The sequence below is a fragment of the Marinobacter sp. GH_1 genome, from assembly GCF_048595985.1.
Classification (GTDB): Bacteria; Pseudomonadota; Gammaproteobacteria; order Pseudomonadales; family Oleiphilaceae; genus Marinobacter; species Marinobacter shengliensis.
Window position 1 is genome coordinate 1,419,379 of the sequence record NZ_CP184460.1, and the last position, 17,416, is coordinate 1,436,794.

The window sequence follows — 17,416 nt, forward strand, 5'->3', positions numbered from 1 at the left end:
GGATGGCATCGGTTGGCCGGGGTCAGGCCGTATTTGCCCTCGTGGACTGCAATAATTTCTACGCCTCCTGCGAGAAGCTGTTCCGTCCGGATCTGCGCAATACGCCGGTTGTGGTGCTGTCCAACAACGACGGCTGCGTGGTCGCCCGCTCGAAAGAAGCCAAGGCACTGGGGATCAAGATGGGCGTGCCGGTTCATCACATCAAAACGGAAATTAACCGGTACGGCATCCAGGTATTCTCCTCCAACTACACCCTCTATGGCGACATGAGCCGACGGGTTATGACCACACTCGAAGCCCTGGCCCCACGGGTGGATGTCTATTCCATTGATGAAGCCTTTCTGGACCTCACCGGCATTGACCGGGTGGTGTCCTTCGAGGACTTTGGCCGAGAGGTCAGGAACATCGTGTATCAGAACGTCGGCTTGCCCGTCTGTGTGGGCATCGCCCCCACGCGAACACTGGCAAAGCTGGCTAACTTTGCCGCGAAGAAGTATCCGGCGACGGGAGGCGTGGTAGACCTCACAGACCCCGCCCGGCAACGGCGACTGATGGCTCGGGTGCCGGTTGAGGAGGTTTGGGGTGTCGGGCGAAAGCTCAGTGCCAAGCTGCAGGCCATGGGCATTGTCACGGCGTTACAGTTAGCGGATACCCATCTGGCGACGCTCAGAAAACAATTCTCTGTCGTGTTGGAACGCACCGCCCAGGAGCTCAATAGTGTGCCCTGTGTGCCGTGGGAGGATGTGCCTGCCCCCAAGAAGCAAATCATGTGTTCCCGATCGCTTGGTCAGCCCCTTCAGAAACTGAGCGACCTGGAGGAAGCCGTTGCGCACTTTGCGACACGCGCGACCGAGAAACTTCGGGGAGGCCAGCAGTATGCCGGAGAGCTGATGGTGTTCATCCGAACCAATCCCTTCAAAGCCACAGCACCGCAGTATTCATGCAGTGCCAGTGTGAAGCTCATCCAGCCCACCCAGGACTCCCGGGTTATTGTGCAGCAGGCCCTGAATCTGCTTCGACCGATGTATCGCGAAGGGTTTGATTACGCCAAGGCCGGCGTCATGCTGTGTGAGCTAGCGGAAGAAGCGGGGGTTCAAGAGGATCTTTTCCAAGTCGCCCTGGAGCAGGCGACAGACGGTGGCAGATCGGAACGCCTGATGGCGGTGATGGATACCATTAACCGGAGATCCAGGGCTACGGTCTACATGGCCAGAGAGGTGGGGCCTGCTGCCTATGCGATGCGGCGGGGGCATTTGTCGCCGGCGTATAGGACCTGCTGGGATGACTTGCCAAAGGTTCGCTGATAAACATAAGCGAACATTCACGGCTGCTCTTTCGCACACGCTTCTTTCAACAAAAACACTTCGATATTTATCAAATCGTCTAACTGAGAAGCTGGCTTTTTGGTTTGGCTATGTACTGCAAGAAGGCCCGGGCTGTTCTTGGCGTTTGGAATGTCTTGTCAACAGCGCAAAGAAAAGCAGAACAATCAAATTGCCTCTTGCACATCTACCTACTAATAGGTAGATTAATTGGCGCATGTTTAATGACCAACAGAGGCAATCAATGAAAATCTACGATATCGAAGGCTTCCCGAACCCGCTCCGCGTTCGCATCGCTCTGGCAGAAAAAGGCGCAACAAACCAGGTGGAATTCGTCCCGGTCGATGTCATGGGCGGCGAGCACCGTTCCGAGGCGTTCAAGACGAAAAACCCGGATGCCACCGTGCCCATGCTGGAACTTGACGACGGCACCTGCATCGCCCAGTGCAATGCCATCACCGAATATATCGACGGCGTCTTTGATGGTCCGTCCCTTATGGGTACAACCCCAGCGGAGCGTGCCCGTATCGCAATGATGAATCTGCGGGCAGAAAACGGTCTGATGAACGCCGTGGGTGCCTATTTCCACCACGCGACCCCGGGGCTTGGTCCGGATCTGGAAACCTGGCAATGCGCTGAGTGGGGTAATAAACAGAAAGAAATTGCCAGCGCAACCATGGCCTACCTTGACAGCGTTCTGGCGGACAACGAGTTTCTCGCAGGCGACAGCTTCTCGGTCGCAGACATCACCGCCTTTGCCGGCCTGGGGTTTGCGGATTTCGCGAAGGTTGACATTCCCGAGTCTCTGACCAATCTCCAGGCCTGGCGCGCAAAAGTCGCAGCCCGTCCTTCAATTGCCGGGTAATCCGAAACCTTCGGATTTAATGCAAGCGCTGAAAACATGAAGGGCACAAAAGGGAGGAATATCATGGAGATTAATGCAGATTTCTCCAAACCGGTGGTTATGCATTCCGACCAGATTGAATGGCAGCCCTCGCCCATGAAAGGGGTGGAGCGGCGCATGCTGGACCGGATCGGGGACGAAGTTGCCCGCGCCACGACCATCGTGCGTTATGCGCCGGGCAGTCATTTCTCGGCGCATACCCATACCGGTGGAGAAGAATTCATCGTACTCGATGGCGTGTTCCAGGACGAGCACGGTGACTTCCCTGCTGGCACCTACGTGCGCAACCCCCCAACCACGTCACATATTCCGGGCTCTGAAACGGGCTGTACGATATTTGTGAAACTGTGGCAGTTCGACCTGGCCGACCGCACCCAGTTCAGCAAGAATATGGAGGCCGAGCTGGGCGCCCCAGTGGGCGGCGTTGCCACCGCAAAGCTGCATGAGGACGATCGTGAGATCGTGACCTACAGCCAGCTCGATGCGGGGGCGACACTGACCTCTGAGGCGCCCGGCGGAATCGAACTGCTGGTGGTCGAAGGTTCGGCTATCAGGGATGGCGAGGTGCTGGCCAGGCATGACTGGCTGCGCCTCCCTGAAGGACACAGGTTGTCCGTGACGGCCGGGGACGACGGCGCCAAGATCTGGATGAAAACGGGGCACCTGCGATTTGCCGGGGCACCGAGGGTATAAGCCCGGCAATAGCGGGATTGAAAAGGCAGACAGGTGAACAACCATGAACCGTGATACCAGAACAGCCCTGATGGATCTTGCCGAGCACACCGTCCGGTCACGGGGCTTTGACGGGTTCAGCTACGCGGATCTGGCCGAGGCCATCGGCATTCGAAAGGCCTCGATCCATTATCATTTCACCACCAAGGCGAAGCTCTCCGAAGCCTTGATCGAGCGCTATCAGACCAGTCTGCAGCAGGGTCTGACCGAGATAGACGCAGCCCATGCCAGCGCTGGCGCGCGCCTCAAGGCACTCATTGCCCTGTACCGCGGGGCGTTGCATGATGGCCAGACCGTGTGTCTGTGCGTTGCCTTTTCGACCTGCCGCGAAAGCCTGTCCGACACCGTTATTGCCAGAGTCGGCGCCGTTCGCGCAATGGTTCTGCAGTGGATTACGGCAACGTTTGAACTGGGACAAAGGGATGGATCCGTCTCGGCCATCCTGGGTCCCGCCGATGAAGCGCAGGCGACCCTGGCGATGCTGGAAGGGGCCCACCTTGCCGCGCGCACCGAAGAAGACCTCGCCGTGTTTGATGCCGCAACGCGACTGCTGCGCGCCCGCTGCCAGTAACGACGGGACAGGAATCGCGCTTTGATGTACAGAATCGCTACGCAAATTGACTCATAACGAGCGAAAAGGAGCAAACAGATGATGAGCACCCTGAAAACAGCACTGGCAGCAGCCACGCTGTCACTCACTGTTGCAAGTACGCAGGTACTGGCAGAAACGCAAACCAGAACCATCGAGTATCAAGTCGGCGACGAGACCTTCACCGGCTACATGGCCTGGGATGATGAATTCGGGCAAAAGCGTCCGGGGGTTCTGGTGGTCCATGAATGGTGGGGGCACAATGAATTTGCCCGGAATCAGGCAGAACGACTTGCCTCGGCCGGCTATACGGCGTTTGCGCTGGATATGTATGGCTCTGGCAAACAAGCCGACCATCCCGATACCGCCCAGAAGTTCATGCAGGAAGCCACTCGGGACATGAGTCAGGTCAAGGCGCGCTTCATGAAGGCGATGGACATCCTGAAGAACCACGAAAGTGTTGATGCGTCCCGAATTGCGGCACAGGGTTATTGTTTTGGCGGCGCCGTGGTTCTCAACATGGCGCGCATGGGCGTCGATCTGGACGGCGTTGTCAGCTTCCACGGCGCGCTCGGCAGCCCCCTCACGGCTGAACCCGAGTCCGTGAAAGCCAGGATCCAGGTGTACACCGGCGGTGCCGACAAGCTGGTCCCCTCGGATCAGGTCGCGGGCCTGGTCAAGGAGATGCAGGATGCCGAAGTCGACCTGACACTGGTGAGCTTTCCCGGAGTACTGCACTCATTCACCAACCCAGGCGCCGACAAGATCGCCGAGGAGTTCGGCATGCCGGTTGGTTATGATGAAGAGGCTGCCAGCCGTTCCTGGGATGGCACCATGCGTTTCTACAAGGCCATCTTCACCCAGTAACACAAGCGAGTGCAAACAAACCGAAACCGGCAGTATTTACAGTGAATTCTGGAACACCAACCGAAAAGCATGATGAGGTGCAACATGGCAACTGAGAGTTTACCACTGTTCGATGGAGACAATCGTCCAGGCTACAAGTCGCTGGGCAACTCGGGGCTGTTCGTATCCGAACTGTGCCTGGGCACCATGACCTTCGGCGGCGATGAGGACATCTGGGGCCTGATCGGCCAGTTGCAGCAGGAACAGGCCGACGAACTCGTGAAGATCGCCCTGGAGGCGGGGGTCAACTTTATCGATACCGCCAACATCTATGGTTTCGGCGCCAGTGAGCGCATCGTCGGCCAGTCCCTGAAGAATCTCGGCGTTCGCCGCGAAGATGTGGTGCTGGCGACCAAGATGCTCGGCCCCATGGGCGCAAGCCCCAATGCCCGTGGTGCTTCCCGCGGCCATATAATGAGCGAATGCAAGGCGAGCCTGGCGCGCCTGCAAACGGATTATATTGACCTGTACCAGATCCACGGTTTTGACCCGGCCACGCCGATCGAGGAAACTCTGGAGGCACTGAACACCCTGGTGCAGCAAGGCCATGTGCGTTACGTGGGCCTGTCCAACTGGGCCGCCTGGCAAGTGATGAAAGCCATCGGCATCACCCGGGCCCGCAACCTGTGCCCGATCATATCCATGCAAGCCTACTACACCCTCGTAGGTCGCGATCTGGAGCGGGATATTATTCCGATGCTGAAATCTGAGAACGTTGGTCTGATGGTGTGGAGCCCACTGGCCGGGGGTTACCTGTCCGGTAAATACGAGGGGCCGGACGTTTCCGAAGAAAACCGGCGCGCCAAGTTTGACTTTCCACCCGTCAACCGCGAGCGGGGCAGCGAAGTCATCAAGGTTATGCGGGAGATTGCCGATGGCAAACAGATCGACGGCGAACCGGTCAATGTGGCACAGATTGCCCTGTCATGGCTGCTACACCAGAAGCCTGTGACCAGCATCATCGTTGGCGCCAAGCGGCCCGAGCAGCTCAGGGACAATATCCGCGCGGCCCAAATCCGCTTGTCCGACGATGAACTGATAGCCCTGGATGAAGTCAGCCGCCTGCCCGAGGAGTACCCGGGCTGGATGATGGCAATGATGGCCGGGTACCGAAACTCTACCGAGTCCTGATTCCAAAACCGACCCAACCCAACCCAACCTTCACATCGTGCTGCGCCCCGACGGCGCAGCCGCTATGCTGGAAAAACCGTTAATGCTGTCAAAACTTAGACGTCCGTGCCTACTGGCCACTTCGACGACTCTCCTGGCTGCTTCAACACCTGACTTTACCGGTTCTGGTGTTGGCGGCAAAACAGGTCGTGTCTAAGGGTTATTTCAGAACTCAATCACCTTCCTGGAAGACTTAAGTGAAATGTAATTGCTAACAAAATTGGCGCTCATTCAAACCTACCTCAATCTTCCATCTGTAAGCGAAACCAAAGAGCATAAAGCGCCGGCACAAACAATAGCGTGATCAGAGTGCCGACCGCCACGCCACCGATAAGGACATAAGCCAGCGGCCCCCAGAACAGGTCAAAGGTCAGAGGAACAAACGCCAGAACGGCCGCCAGGGCGGTGAGTACCACGGGTCGGGCACGCTGGACTGCCGCCTCGACAACGGCTTCCCGGGCAGCCATCCTTGCTTTGAAGTTGTCCTGCACCTGCTGCGTCAGAATCATGGTATTTCGCATCAGGATGCCGCCCAGGCCAATCAGCCCCAGCAGCGCGGTAAAGCCAAAGGGTTGATTAAACAGCAGCAAAGCCAGCACAGCCCCGATCAGACCCAGTGGCGCGGTGGCAAGAACAGTCAATGTGCCGATAAAGGAACGCATCTGAAGCATGATAAAGATCAGCATCAACGCCAACATCACCGGTTGTAATGTCTGGATTGAAGCATTGGCTTTGGCTGATTGTTCCACCGTACCGCCGATTTCAATACGGTAACCCTCCGGCAACTGTTCGCGCAGGCCCGTCATCGCACTCCATATCTCCTTGGTAACATCCGGTGGCTGGGCACCTTCTACATCGGCCTGAACGGCCAGGAAGGGGTCACGGTTGTAACGCTTTATGACGGGGTCCTCGTAACGAACCTGCCACTTGCCCAGTTGCTGTACGGAAAGTTTGCGGCCGTCGCGGGTTTTGATCTCAAGATCTTCCGGCATGATCACTTCGCCACGGGCATTACGCGCCACCAGTTGAACGCTCCTTATGCCCTGGCGCAGTTCGGTGACGGCCACTCCGCGGAGTTGGAACTGCAGTTGCCGGGCAACTTCCGCCGGGGTCAGGCCCATCCAACCCAGGTTTTCCGGGTCCATATCAAGATAGAGAGTGGGCACACGCTCATCCCATTCGAGATGCGGCATGACGATATTCGGATGCCCGGTCATGAGAGTGCGGATCTGGTGCGCGATCTCTCTGAGTTGATCGGATTCCGGACCCAGCACACGAAAACTGACCGGCCAGACCACCGGGGGACCGTACAGCAAACGCGTCACCCGCACTCGTGCCTCCGGAAATTCACCCGCCGCGATTCTGGTTTCCAGCGCCGAGATGATGCGATCGCGCCCTTCAACGTCCTGCCCAATGGCAATCAACTTGGCAAATGCCGGGTCCGGCTGCTCGGGGTTGGCCGATACGAAGAATCGGGGTGCACCGGCACCGATGTAAGCGGAAAGGCTTTTCACCTCCGGCATGTCCATCAGAATCGCTTCCAGGCGTCTGACACTTTGATCCGTGGTGGCAATAGCGCTCCCCTGCGGAGCGTAGACACTGATCAGAACTTCGGGGCGATCAGAACTGGGGAAAAATTGCTTCTGCACCTGGGTTGCCATCCCGAAAGCACTGATCGCCAGCAAACCCACTGTGATAAAAACGACGGTTTTCCGGTACTGTACACACGCTGTGATCACTCTACGCAACCGCTGATAAAACGCGCTTTGGTAGAGGTCCTGGCCCGTATGCCCGGTGTAATCGGGCAAGAGCTTGACGCCCAGATAAGGCGTAAAAGTTACCGCCACCACCCAGGAAATCAACAACGAAAAAGCGAGCACCCAGAAGATGTTGCCGGTGTATTCTCCCACTCCGGACTGGGCAAATCCGATGGGAACAAATCCGGCCACCGTCACCAGCGTTCCAAACAGCATGGGCGCGGCTGTTACGCTCCAGGCATGACTGGCTGCCCGTACCCGGTCCCAGCCGCTCTCCATCTTCACAATCATCATTTCAATGGCGATGATCGCATCGTCCACTAACAGACCCAGTGCGATAATCAACGCACCCAGGGTGATGCGGTCCAGGTTTATGCCCGCCATTTTCATCAACAAGAAAGTCAGGCCGAGGGTCACAGGAATCGCAATGCCCACCACCAAACCCGCGCGCAGACCGATCGCCAGTATGCTAACCCCCATCACCACGACCAACGCAACCAGAAACTTGACCTGAAAAAGATCAACCGCCTGAGTGATGGCTTCCGCCTGATCGGTCAGGGTCTGTATTGACATTCCCAGCGGCAGCCTGCCCTGTTCGGCACTGACAAACTCGCGCAGCCGCTCACCAAACTCCAGGCCATTTTCACCCGCGCGCATGACGACACCTAACAGGATCGCATCCTCACCGTTGGAGCGGACGATGTAGCTCAAAGGATCTTCATAACCTAAACGCACCTCGGCCAGATCAGACACGGTGATAAGCTGGTCTCCGATACGCAGAGGTACTGAGGTGAGGCGCTCAAGGTCAGACAGGTCGATGTTGCTGCGGACATAAACCCGCGGGCCGGCAAGATCAACAAAGCCAAGAGGCTGAAGACGGTTGTTGGCCTCTATCGCCTGCAACACCTCTTCTGCCGACAAACCGAGGTTGTTGAGCCGGTCCTGATCAAATTCGAGATACACCCGCTCAGGACGCTCCGCCAGGAGCTGTGCTTTTTGCAAGCCGGGCAGCCGTTGCAAGCGATCCCGTATCGATTCTGCCTCTCGGGTCAGTTCACGCATTGGCATCCCGGGTGCCGTCAGCGCCAGCAGGGAGAAATACACATCCGCGAAATCATCGTTGACGATGGGGCCGATCACACCCCGGGGCAGATTGGGCCTCTCATCGAGCATGCGTTTGCGGACTTGATAGAAGAGGTCCGGCACTTTTTCGCTGGGCGTAGAATCCTGGAATCGGATAACCATGGCGGCCTGCCCGGGCCGGATGGTTGTTTCAATGGTATCGGTATACGCCACCTCCTGAACTCGCTTTTCCAGACGATCCACGACCTGATTCTGCAGCACCTCAGGGGTTGCTCCTGGCCAGACGACAGAAACCACCATCGCCCGGACGGTGAACGCAGGGTCTTCCGCCCTACCAAGGGAGGAGAACGCGTAGAAACCGGCAACAACGGACAGCAAAAGAAAAAAGAGGGTGACCGAACGCTCGCGCACTGCCAGCGCGGAAAGATTCGGTAAGCTCATTGAGCCAGCTCCCGCACCGCCATGCCAGGCGTGAGCAGGTGTGTCCCCAACGCGACGATGGGCGTTCCCGCGTTGATATCGGCCTTGATCTGCGCATACTCTTCACCCAGATCGATCACCTCGACCGCAAGGGGCTTCACCGTGCCATCGGAGACCAACCAGACCTGCGGCGTTTGCCCTCTCTCATCGAGGGCACCCAGCGGTACGCGATGGCTGGGCGCGGTTTGCTTCTGTGCTAACTGGACACTCACCACCGAACCCAGGGTTAAAGATGAGGGGTAGGGCCCCTCCAGGCTGTATCGGGCACGCCAGCTCCGGCTTGCCGGGTCGGCAGCCCCGGCAATCTCTCTCAGGCTCACAGCAAGCTGTTCGCCATTGGGTAAAGGAACATAACCGCGCCTGGGCGGGCTACTGCCCTCTGGCAAAAAAACCTCGACTTCCAGCGATTGATCTTCGGCCAGAACGGCAAGGGTTTGACCGACACCCACAACCTGGCCGGGTTCAACGATGACCTCAGTGACCACGCCTGCATGGGCGGCTTTCAGTTCCGCATACCCCAGGGCATTCTGAGCCTGCTGATTGCGTGCAGAAGCCGTTTGCACCTGGCTGCGCGCCTCACGCTCTGCCAATTCAAGGCGTTGCAGGGTTTGTTCGCTGACAAACTGACGCCCCACAAGTTGCTGTTGGCGCTGGAGCTCATTGGTGGTAATTGCCAGGGCCGCTTCTGCACGCTTCAGATCCGCGGCGGCTCCCTCCGCCGTTGCTACAAGGTCTCGTGTATCGAGTTTGAACAGTAAGTCGCCTTTTTCCACGCGTTGACCGGCATCAATGTAACGATGTTGAATCCGACCGGCGATCTGAAAGGCCTGAGGAACTTCGTGGCGGCCTCGCAGGGTTCCTGAAAATCTGTGCGTTGTTGGGCCGGCGTCCTTTAGTTCAACTGTTTTTACCCAGGGGATAGGGGCGCGGGCCTCTGGGGGCGGTTCCGAAGACTGCTGACAACCAGACAGAATGAGCAGCGAGATAAACAGTGTCAGCATACAGCGCATGGCAGGTGTCCCGATTGGCAAAATCAAGGTGTGGGTATCAGTTCTCGCGGTGTCTGGACAAAGCAAGTTGCAGGATGGCATCGCGAACGGCTTCCTTCTGTTCCATGGGCAGAAAATGAGTCGTACCCTCAAGAACCCTCACGTCAGCCGAGGGCAACAAGGTCTGCAGACGTTTTTGCGCCGCCGGCGAGAAGGTTGACCCGCGTTCCGCCGCCAGCGCGATAACCGGGCACCGCAACTGACGAATACCGGGCCAGGGGTTGTGTTCGGTATGGGCAAAGGTGGTGCTCTCCCACTCCGGCGCACACGCCAGGCGAACTTGATCGTCCTGCGGCAGAAAAGCGTGTTGGATGTAGGCCTCCAGCCATGCATCGGGCCAGGTCTTGAAGCCACCGCGGCCCCGATAGTTGTCCAGCGCAGCAGCGTGCGAGTCGAATACCCGGCGCCGACGTGCGGCTCCGGCGGCCAGTGACAACCGATGTGACTGGCGTAGCAGCTTGGCCAGCCACAACTTCAGGCCCTGCCCCGGATCCATGATCACCGGTTCCGCCAGAATCAGGCCCAGCACTTTGTCTGGCCGTCGGGCAGCGGCCATGATGCTGGTGGTGGCACCGATAGAATGGCCGGCGAGCCAGACCGGCTCGTCCAGGCTACCCAGCAGAGCGGTCATGTCGCGATAGTAGGTTTCCCAGCCCCGGAATGTCGAAAAGTTCGCCGCACCGGCGCTGGCCCCGTGCCCCCGCATGTCCCAGGCCAGGACATTGACGTCCGTGGCAAGCCCATCAAGGAGGGGGCGGTACAGGCGGCCATGGAAACCCGTTGCATGCGCCCAGTGCACCGTGGGGCGCGCTTTGGATTGCGGCCAGCGCCACAGTGCGATCTCCGCGCCATCCGGCGCCTGGAATTGGTCGCGTTCAGGGTTGTTGTGCTTATTGTTCATGAAGATCTGCTTCTTTGGCCGCCACTGTCGGGAGCAACAACTGAACCTGACCGCTGGCGATCGGTTTGCGCTTATCGCCCTGCCAGCAGGTCACCCGGACCAGGCTGCTCCGCCTGCCTTGTCGAACAATTTCGGCGCTGGCGAACGTCGATCGGGCCTGCGCGGAACGGAGGTAGTTAATGTGGCTGTCGAGAATGCGTGGGCAACGTTTGTCGGTATCCTGGCTTTGCGCAGCGACCCGCGCGGTGAGTTCGATCAGGGCGCCAAGCACGCCGCCATGGAGGGCGGGTAGCATAAAGTTGCCAATGAGCGCTTCACGACACGGCATATGAACCACTAGACCTACATCGTCGCGTTGAACCTCAAGCCCAAGGTGCCGTGCGTAGGGAATGCGCTCCAGCAGAGCCTGCCAGTCGGAACATTCTTTCCCGCTTTCGGTAGGGCCTGAGATGGGTTGTGCCGAATCGCCAGTCGTGCTCATGCGCCCTCCTTTTTTCGTCCACCGGCCTGGAATCGCTGGCCCTGGGTGTTGCGCATGAAGGTGGCGTTTGCCGTCGCTAACAGTGCACTATCGCTCTCGCTGAGGATGTCGCAATGGATGAACGCGACCTCGTCCGTTAAATGACGACAGGTGGCCACCGCCAAGAGGGCACGGTCGCCGATGGCGGGCCGCAGATAATCCATGCGCAGATCCAGCGTGGCAATGGGCATCAACTCCAGGGCCCCCGCGAATACCGCCAAGCCTCCGGCGGAGTCGGCCAGCGAGTAGAGCACGCTGGTGCAGATTTCTTTTGTATCCTCTTCGGCGAACATCCACGGCTGTGGGGTCAGGCGCATGCAGACCTGGTTTCCGTTCACAGAGACAACCTGCATACCCAGATCCCTGCCGTGGGGAACCTGTTCGGTGAACTGCCACGCCGTCGTCACAGCGTCACTGTGCTGAGCTCTGTTCGACTCCGTCATCAGATCTGCCCACCCCGGTTTGCATTTCGCACAGGGGCGGAAGTGGCGGGAAACAGCTGATTGTCATATGTCATTGCCATGTCAGTTTCTTCCGAATAACATTGTTGCTGGATTTTGGTTGGTTAACCAACCAAAAGTCAAGAATCTGTTGAGGCAAATGGCACGCCACCCGTGCAATGGCGTACGATCAGTGTAACAAGTCAGGTGGTGGCCGCTCTGATGAATAACGAACTGGCTTGCTGAGGAGATACTTAAGCGATGGTTAACAGACAGATGGCTCCTCCAAGCAAACTGGGCGACCAGGGCGACGTTTTGTCTAACGCAGCCAGGCTTTTTCGTGAGAAAGGCTTTGAAAGGACGTCGCTCAAGGAGATTGCCGAGGCCTGCAATATGCTGCCCGGAAGTCTGTATTATCGTTACAACAGCAAGGAAGCGCTGCTTGTCGAGCTGATGCGCCGGGGGGGGGACCTGGTTACCGCAGAGGTCGAGTCGGCTTACGCCAGTTCGGATGACCCGGTTGAGCGTTTACGTCTTTGTATCAACGCGCATCTGCGAGCCCTGTTGGTCGATTCGGACGCGGTTTACGTGCTGCTGTTTGAATGGCGGGCGCTGGGCCCGGAGGCTCGCGAGGAAATCATCGAACTGCGTGACCAGTACGAGTCCCTGTGGGCCGGTATCCTCGAAACAATGATTGCGCAGGGCGTGGTCCGCAAGAATATTGATGGCCGCCTGCTTCGCCTGATCGGCCTTGGGGCGCTCAACTGGGTTGCAACCTGGTTCGACCCGAACGGGGCTCATTCACTCGACACCATTGGCGACTTGATCTGGCAGATCGCTATGGACGGTGTGATCAATAAAGGGGGGCAGGCATAGGTTCTGGCTTCACAAACGCAAGCAAGTAGCCTCTGTTTATGATCGCTAATCATGCGGATGCACGGTTTGTGATCTGACATTTTGCCTGAACTGCTCAGGCGACTGGTCAAACCAGCGCTTGAAGGCGCGTCTGAAATTGGCACTGTCGTGATAGTTCATCAACGCGGCAATGGCCTCGATTGACAGCTGGCTGTCACGCAAGTAGGTCGCTGTCTGCTGGGACAGAATCTCGTCGCGAACTTTCCGAAAACCGCTGCGTTCCTGTTTGAGTTTGCGTGCCAGGGTGCGTTTGCTCATGAACAACGAGGCTGCTGCTTCGTCTTCACTGAGCGTTCCGGGCGGTCGGGACAACATCATCATCTTCAGCTGGGTCTGATAGCTCGGTTTATCCGACTGAAGTTGCGCAAGCATCGATTCACACTGTTGCAAGGCCAGACGATAGTTTTCGTGATTGGCGGAGGCATTCGGTTCCTGACACAACGACATCGGCAACGTAAGTTTTAACTGGTCGCAATCAAAGCGAATCTGCCCGGGCAAAAAATCGGCATACATTGCCTGATACGGGGGTTCAGGATGAGCGAAGCATATTTCAGCCTCATGCAAAGGGCGACCAATTATAAACTCGCCAAATTCAAAAAGGGCCTTAACCATCGCATCCGACAGGCACCGCTGTATGTCATCGTCCAGCGACTCCTGGTAGTCCAGAATACATTCCAGGCGCTCGTTGACTTGCCGCAAATGCAGTTGGATGAAGCTCGCGCGCGTGGGCAGAAAAGTATGAATCGCTTGCAGCGCAGTGAGAAAGTCGGGGCTGCTGTAGGCCACGAATCCCATCGCACCATGGGTTGCCGGGGTCAGTCGCTTGCCTAGCCATAACCCTAATTCCGGCTGGCCGGACAAATCCAGTGCGTTGCGCAGAATCCGCACCTGCTGCGCTGCGGTAAGCAGGCTTTCCTCGCTCAGGAATTGCGTCACACCAAGCCCGGTGCCGAGCAGCAGACGTGGCAGTTGTTTGGCTGTTAAATCGAGCTCACGTGCAATGAGCCGTGAGTAATTCGATGGAATACCGGGACCGGATTTTTGCAAATCACCCGTCTTCTGCGTCGTCATCATCGATCTTCCCCGTCCTAAATGATCGTCATTTTGTCTTTAAATGACCTCAGCTTGTCAAGAAATGACCTGACAGGAGTGTCGTCAGACAGACAATATCTATTACTGAACACTACTGGCAGGAGAACAATAATGGGCAAGATTACTTTTATAGAACATGATCAAACTGAACATGTTGCTGAATTCAAAGCTGGTTCCTCGGTAATGCAAATCGCCGTTGACAATCTGATTCCCGGTATTGACGGGGATTGTGGGGGAGAGTGTGCCTGTGGTACCTGCCACGTGATCGTCTCGGACGATTGGTTCAGAAAGACAGGTACGCCTGGTGGTGAGGAAGAGCAAATGCTGTCAATGACCCCGGAGCGGGCAAGCACTTCGCGCCTGGGCTGCCAGGTGGTCATTACTGATGAAATGGACGGCATGACCGTGCATTTACCCGAGTTCCAGATGTGATCATAGGAGGACGCATGCCAACACTGTCCAAAACATTTGACGACATTCAGTCCCGAGTGATTAATGCTACCTCCAGGGTGGTGCCGATGCACAGGCAGATCCAGGGGCTGAAACTGTTAATGGGCGCCAAGAAGAAGGCCTTCGGCCCACGCCGGCCCGTGCCCGAATTTGTTGAATCAGCCATCCCGGACGTTAACACGCTGGCCCTTGAGGACATCGATGTCAGCAATCCGTTTTTATATCGGCAGGATCAGTGGCGCGCCTATTTCAAACGGTTGCGTGATGAGGCTCCGGTCCATTACCAGAAGAACAGCCCCTTCGGCCCCTTCTGGTCGGTGACTCGCTTTGAAGACATCATGTTCGTGGATAAGAGTCACGACCTGTTTTCCGCCGAGCCGCAAATCATTCTGGGTGACCCTCCAGAGGGGCTGTCGGTGGAAATGTTCATAGCCATGGATCCGCCAAAACACGATGTGCAGCGCAGCTCGGTTCAAGGCGTGGTGGCACCGAAGAACCTGAAGGAAATGGAGGAGCTGATCCGATCGCGTACCGGCGATGTGCTTGACAGCCTGCCTCTGGGCCAGCCCTTCAACTGGGTGCCCACTGTATCGAAGGAACTCACCGGTCGCATGCTCGCAACCCTTCTGGATTTTCCTTACGAGGAACGTCACAAGCTGGTTGAGTGGTCGGATCGGATGGCCGGGGCAGCATCGGCAACCGGCGGCGAGTATGCCGATGAAGAGATCATGTTTGACGACGCGGCTGACATGGCCTGGTCCTTCTCCAGGCTCTGGAGGGATAAGGAAGCGCGCCGCGCGGCGGGCGAAGAGCCCGGTTTCGATTTGATCAGCCTGCTACAGAGCAACGACGACACCAAAGATCTGATCAATCGCCCGATGGAGTTTATCGGCAATCTGACGCTGCTTATCGTTGGCGGCAATGATACCACTCGCAACTCAATGAGTGGTGGCCTGGTGGCCATGAACGAATTCCCAAAGGAGCTCGAAAAACTGAAGGCAAAACCGGAACTGATTCCGAACATGGTGTCGGAAATCATCCGCTGGCAAACGCCGCTGGCCTATATGCGCCGAGTCGCCAAGCAAGATGTTGAGCTGGGCGGCCAGACCATCAAAAAGGGCGATCGCGTTGTGATGTGGTACGCCTCGGGCAACCGTGACGAGCGCAAGTTCGAAGACCCCGATCACTTCATTATCGATCGCAAGGACGCACGAAACCATATGTCATTTGGCTACGGTGTTCACCGTTGCATGGGCAACCGCCTGGCCGAATTGCAACTGCGTATCCTATGGGAAGAGATTCTCAAACGCTTTGACAAGATCGAAGTCGTCGGCGAGCCGGAGCGCGTGCAGTCCAACTTCGTGCGGGGCTATTCGGAGCTGATGGTCCAGCTGACACCAAAAAGTTAATGAACAGGCTAACCAGGATGACGACCGAACAATTTGACTATGTCGTGGTTGGCGCGGGCTCGGCCGGATGTGCTGTCGCCAGCCGCCTGTCGGAGAGCGGTCGCCATTCTGTGCTGCTGCTTGAAGCCGGTCCGGAGAGCCGCCGCAACCCTTTCGTGAACATGCCGCTGGGTTTCCTGCAGCTAATGTTCAGCCGCCGCTACAACTGGCAGTTCAATACCGAACCGCAGCGTCACATGCACGACCGGGCGCTTTTTCAGCCGCGGGGCAAGATGCTTGGCGGTTCCAGCGGCATGAACGCGCAGGTCTATATTCGCGGGCATGCCCGGGACTACGACGAGTGGGCACGGCTGGGGTGCAAAGGGTGGTCATACGCCGAGGTGTTGCCCTACTTCCGCCGATCGGAACATTTCGAGCCCAAACTTACGCCGAATGAGGCAGAATTTCATGGTCAGGGTGGTCCGCTGAACGTTGCCGAGCGCCGCTATACCAATCCGCTGAGCACGGCGTTTGTCGAGGCGGCGACCCAGGCAAAGTACCGGCTCAATACAGATTTCAACGGCAGTGAGCAGGAGGGCGTGGGCTTCTACTACGCCTACCAGAAAGACGGCACACGCTGTAGCAACGCGCGGGCCTATCTCGAACCCGCCACGGCGCGTTCCAACCTGACGGTTTGCAGCGGCGCGTATGTCACCCGGGTGCTACTCGAAGACACCCGCGCCACCGGTGTCGAATACCGCGATACAAAGGGGCTGACGCAGGTTCGTGCCGGGCGCGAAGTTGTGCTCTGCGGCGGCGCGTTCAACTCGCCGCAACTGCTGATGCTGTCCGGGATCGGTCCGCGGGAGGAGCTGTCCCGGCATGGCATAGAACTGCGCCATGCGTTGGAGGGCGTCGGGCAGAATCTCCAGGATCATATCGACGTGTTCGTGCGCGTCAGCGCCCGCAGCCGCCAAAGCATCTCGATGCATCCGAGCTACTGGCTCAAGGGGCTGTGGGGCGCTTTGACGTATCTGAGCGGTCGGCGGGGCGTGCTGTCGAGCAACGGCGCCGAGGCCGGCGGGTTCATCCGCTCCCGGCCCGAGGAGCCGGTACCCGACCTGCAGCTGCACTTCGCGCCAATGCTGTACGACGATCACGGGCGAGACCTGAAGACCGCGATGAGCGGTTATGGCTACGCGGTGATGATCTACGGGCTTAGGCCGTCGTCGCGCGGGCGCGTCGGTCTGCACAGTGCCGACCCGTTTGCCGCGCCGCTGATCGACCCCAACTACATGGCCGAGTCCGCCGATGTCGAGCGACTGGTGCGCGGTGTCCACCTGGTGCGCAAGATCCTGGCGCAGGCGGCGTTTGCCCCGCACCACGAGGTTGAGGTCTTGCCCGGGCCGGCGCTGCAGAATGACGACGATCTCGCCGCATGGGTACGGCGCAGCGGTGAATCAGCGTACCACCCGGTTGGCACCTGCAAGATGGGTGTTGATCCGATGGCGGTGGTCGATCCGCGCCTGCGCGTGCATGGCCTGCAATGCCTGCGGGTGGTCGATGCCTCCATCATGCCGACGCTGGTCGGCGGAAACACCAATCAGCCGGCAACCATGATCGGCGAGAAAGGTGCCGCGATGATACTTGAGGATGCCGGGGAGATGGTCGGCTGAGCTCCGCGCGCGCGGGCGTCACAGGGCTCAGTTGGCATCTGG

16 protein-coding genes are annotated in these 17,416 nt (G+C 58.0%); 10 read left to right on the forward strand and 6 right to left on the reverse strand.

Going from position 1 to position 17,416, the window contains the following annotated elements; all coding sequences use genetic code 11:
- Positions 1 to 2 precede the first annotated feature (2 nt).
- The 6 genes from umuC (at position 3) to ACNSOI_RS06550 (ending at position 5,584) form a co-directional block, all read left to right on the forward strand.
- A complete protein-coding gene (gene umuC, locus ACNSOI_RS06525; protein WP_420195395.1) occupies positions 3 to 1,304 on the forward strand; it encodes a translesion error-prone DNA polymerase V subunit UmuC in 1,302 nt (433 codons plus the stop codon).
- A 262-nt stretch (positions 1,305 to 1,566) separates the two neighbouring features.
- Positions 1,567 to 2,187, forward strand: coding sequence for a glutathione S-transferase family protein (locus tag ACNSOI_RS06530; protein ID WP_041654905.1), 621 nt, complete (start codon positions 1,567 to 1,569; stop codon positions 2,185 to 2,187).
- A gap of 63 nt (positions 2,188 to 2,250) precedes the next feature.
- Positions 2,251 to 2,919 carry a cupin domain-containing protein gene (locus tag ACNSOI_RS06535; RefSeq protein ID WP_008170339.1) on the forward strand — a complete coding sequence of 223 codons (669 nt, stop codon included), beginning with the start codon at positions 2,251 to 2,253 and terminating at the stop codon, positions 2,917 to 2,919.
- A 43-nt stretch (positions 2,920 to 2,962) separates the two neighbouring features.
- Complete coding sequence (locus ACNSOI_RS06540) at positions 2,963 to 3,529, forward strand: TetR/AcrR family transcriptional regulator (protein ID WP_420195396.1); 567 nt, start codon at positions 2,963 to 2,965, stop codon at positions 3,527 to 3,529.
- 78 nt (positions 3,530 to 3,607) lie between these two features.
- Positions 3,608 to 4,414 (forward strand): dienelactone hydrolase family protein, encoded by an 807-nt coding sequence (locus tag ACNSOI_RS06545; protein ID WP_008170335.1) that lies wholly within the window; start codon positions 3,608 to 3,610, stop codon positions 4,412 to 4,414.
- Positions 4,415 to 4,498: 84 nt separating this feature from the next.
- Positions 4,499 to 5,584 (forward strand): aldo/keto reductase, encoded by a 1,086-nt coding sequence (locus tag ACNSOI_RS06550; RefSeq protein WP_420195397.1) that lies wholly within the window; start codon positions 4,499 to 4,501, stop codon positions 5,582 to 5,584.
- Positions 5,585 to 5,865: 281 nt separating this feature from the next.
- Here ACNSOI_RS06550 and ACNSOI_RS06555 read toward each other — a convergent pair whose 3' ends face one another.
- The 5 genes from ACNSOI_RS06555 to ACNSOI_RS06575 are packed head-to-tail and all read right to left on the reverse strand — an operon-like array spanning position 5,866 to position 11,856.
- Positions 5,866 to 8,904, reverse strand: coding sequence for an efflux RND transporter permease subunit (locus tag ACNSOI_RS06555; protein WP_058091239.1), 3,039 nt, complete (start codon positions 8,902 to 8,904; stop codon positions 5,866 to 5,868).
- Positions 8,901 to 10,034, reverse strand: a complete 1,134-nt coding sequence (locus ACNSOI_RS06560) for an efflux RND transporter periplasmic adaptor subunit (RefSeq protein ID WP_345799546.1) — start codon at positions 10,032 to 10,034, stop codon at positions 8,901 to 8,903. The genes ACNSOI_RS06555 and ACNSOI_RS06560 overlap by 4 nt, the downstream gene beginning before the upstream one ends.
- On the reverse strand, positions 9,991 to 10,893 hold the full coding sequence (locus ACNSOI_RS06565; RefSeq protein ID WP_014422286.1) for an alpha/beta fold hydrolase: 903 nt from the start codon (positions 10,891 to 10,893) through the stop codon (positions 9,991 to 9,993). Before ACNSOI_RS06565 ends, ACNSOI_RS06560 begins: the two co-directional genes overlap by 44 nt.
- Positions 10,883 to 11,374 carry a PaaI family thioesterase gene (locus tag ACNSOI_RS06570; RefSeq protein WP_014422287.1) on the reverse strand — a complete coding sequence of 164 codons (492 nt, stop codon included), beginning with the start codon at positions 11,372 to 11,374 and terminating at the stop codon, positions 10,883 to 10,885. The genes ACNSOI_RS06565 and ACNSOI_RS06570 overlap by 11 nt, the downstream gene beginning before the upstream one ends.
- Positions 11,371 to 11,856: a PaaI family thioesterase gene (locus ACNSOI_RS06575; RefSeq protein WP_014422288.1), complete on the reverse strand. Its 486-nt coding sequence runs from the start codon at positions 11,854 to 11,856 to the stop codon at positions 11,371 to 11,373. The genes ACNSOI_RS06570 and ACNSOI_RS06575 overlap by 4 nt, the downstream gene beginning before the upstream one ends.
- 258 nt (positions 11,857 to 12,114) lie before the next feature.
- On the opposite strand from ACNSOI_RS06575, the gene ACNSOI_RS06580 reads away from it, so the two are divergent.
- Positions 12,115 to 12,729, forward strand: a complete 615-nt coding sequence (locus ACNSOI_RS06580) for a TetR/AcrR family transcriptional regulator (RefSeq protein WP_420195398.1) — start codon at positions 12,115 to 12,117, stop codon at positions 12,727 to 12,729.
- 45 nt (positions 12,730 to 12,774) lie between these two features.
- Here ACNSOI_RS06580 and ACNSOI_RS06585 read toward each other — a convergent pair whose 3' ends face one another.
- Entirely contained in the window at positions 12,775 to 13,842 is a 1,068-nt protein-coding gene (locus ACNSOI_RS06585) for an AraC family transcriptional regulator (protein WP_014422290.1), read from the reverse strand.
- 129 nt (positions 13,843 to 13,971) lie between these two features.
- Between ACNSOI_RS06585 and ACNSOI_RS06590 the strand changes: the two genes are divergently transcribed.
- The 3 genes from ACNSOI_RS06590 to ACNSOI_RS06600 are packed head-to-tail and all read left to right on the forward strand — an operon-like array spanning position 13,972 to position 17,374.
- On the forward strand, positions 13,972 to 14,292 hold the full coding sequence (locus ACNSOI_RS06590; RefSeq protein WP_008170311.1) for a 2Fe-2S iron-sulfur cluster-binding protein: 321 nt from the start codon (positions 13,972 to 13,974) through the stop codon (positions 14,290 to 14,292).
- Positions 14,293 to 14,306: 14 nt separating this feature from the next.
- Positions 14,307 to 15,719 (forward strand): cytochrome P450, encoded by a 1,413-nt coding sequence (locus ACNSOI_RS06595; RefSeq protein ID WP_041654913.1) that lies wholly within the window; start codon positions 14,307 to 14,309, stop codon positions 15,717 to 15,719.
- A gap of 17 nt (positions 15,720 to 15,736) precedes the next feature.
- Positions 15,737 to 17,374, forward strand: coding sequence for a GMC family oxidoreductase (locus tag ACNSOI_RS06600; protein ID WP_225316732.1), 1,638 nt, complete (start codon positions 15,737 to 15,739; stop codon positions 17,372 to 17,374).
- Positions 17,375 to 17,416: the final 42 nt, after the last annotated feature.